The sequence below is a fragment of the Moorena sp. SIO2C4 genome, from assembly GCF_010672485.1.
GTDB lineage: Bacteria > Cyanobacteriota > Cyanobacteriia > Cyanobacteriales > Coleofasciculaceae > Moorena > Moorena producens.
The window spans coordinates 1-1,429 of sequence record NZ_JAAHGN010001443.1 but is presented as its reverse complement, the minus strand read 5'-3'; the positions used below and the strand labels follow the sequence as shown (position 1 = coordinate 1,429).

At 46.4% G+C, this 1,429-nt stretch carries 2 protein-coding genes; both read right to left on the bottom strand.

Annotated features, from left to right (window positions below):
* On the bottom strand, positions 1-163 hold a 163-nt coding region (locus tag F6K20_RS38435), incomplete at its 3' end, for a pentapeptide repeat-containing protein (RefSeq protein WP_287298431.1).
* A gap of 143 nt (positions 164-306) precedes the next feature.
* A complete protein-coding gene (gene cofG, locus F6K20_RS38430) occupies positions 307-1,305 on the bottom strand; it encodes a 7,8-didemethyl-8-hydroxy-5-deazariboflavin synthase subunit CofG (protein ID WP_287298429.1) in 999 nt (332 codons plus the stop codon).
* Between the last annotated feature and the right edge of the window lie 124 nt (positions 1,306-1,429).

Genomic DNA, 1,429 nt, shown 5'->3' with positions numbered 1-1,429 from the left:
AATACCGTAGTCCACTCCTAGCATGGCTAAAGGTCGCTCCTTTCAAAAGAGCATTGGTGAAGTCTACACCTCGAAGGTCAGCGTGGTTAAAGTTTGCTCCTGTAAGGTTTTGACCCTTAAAGGAGCGACCTTGGAGATTTTGGCCAGAGAAGTCGGATAACATAGTTGCTACGTACTTGTTGAGCACACTTCCTGTTTGACATCAGGCTTGTCGGTCAATCGTTTCACCTCTGACGAGACGAAATTATCGGAATCTTGGTTCCAGCTTGTGTTAGGACAAGAGGTCTAGCAATTATCTATTACCAATTACCTATCACCAATCCGCCATCTCTCAACCACTTGTCGCAATCTCGCAGGTAACCAACTGTCATACTTAGGATAAACTGGCAAACGCGCTACTAACGTCCATCCAGCTGGTTCGATCACTTCGCGCAATCGATAACTATGGGGATGAGGATAATCGGGATTCACCTCATCCTTGGGACTAATTCCTCCTAAATCCCGTGCGCCAGCCTCCAAACACGCTAATAGAGCAGAAGACCGTTGAGGCAAGTTCCCAACAGTATCAACTAAATTGGGAGGAATTTGGATAGTAATATCCAAGGGCAAAATCTGACGCGCCTTCCGAATCACTTTTACCAGGTGATTAAGACCGAAAGACTGACTATGAAAGATTTCTGTAGTGCCCTCACTGTAAGGTTGCAGGATGACCTCTTGGATATGACCATACTCACCATGAATTTGTGCGATCGCATTTAAACTTTCCCACCAATCCTGCTCAGTTTCACCAATGCCAAACAACAAACCGGTCGTAAAGGGAATCCCCAATTCTCCCGCCCATTGCAACTGTTGTAGTCGCACCTCTGGTATCTTACTGGGAGCATAGCAGTGAACGGTTTTGAGCAACTCCGGTGTTAATTGTTCCAACATCAACCCCATAGACACATTCACCTGCTTGAGTCGCGCCATCTCCTCCCAACTCAACGGTCCAACATTAGTATGGGGCAAAAATCCCAGAGACAAAGCCAGGTCACACAAATCATAAATTAGTTGAAACCAAGCCTTGCGCCGTGAAGACCTAGGATGAACCTCACCACTAAGAATCAGAATTTCACAAACACCCTGACACTGAAGCAACCTTAACTGATTTTCCGCATCCTCCACACTCAACCAAGGACTGCTCCCCGCTTCCGCCCGAAAATTGCAGTAGCTACAGCGATTAAAGCATTCGTAAGTCGGAACCAAAGTGTAGGCAGGGCTGTAGGTAATGATGTGGGAATCAGATTGGGAATCAGAAACGTCCATAGCAACAAACACCCGTCAAAAGAGTCCTATGATAATTGTTAATTATCAAGTAACACTTTAAGCATTCAGCGGTCAGCGGTCAGCGGTCAGCGGTGAGCTAAAAGCTCACGCTACTTGAGGTGCA

Excerpts from the sequence above, each read along its gene's own strand:
- cofG (WP_287298429.1), bottom strand. The coding sequence starts at position 1,305 with ATGGACGTTTCTGATTCCCAATCTGATTCCCACATCATTACCTACAGC.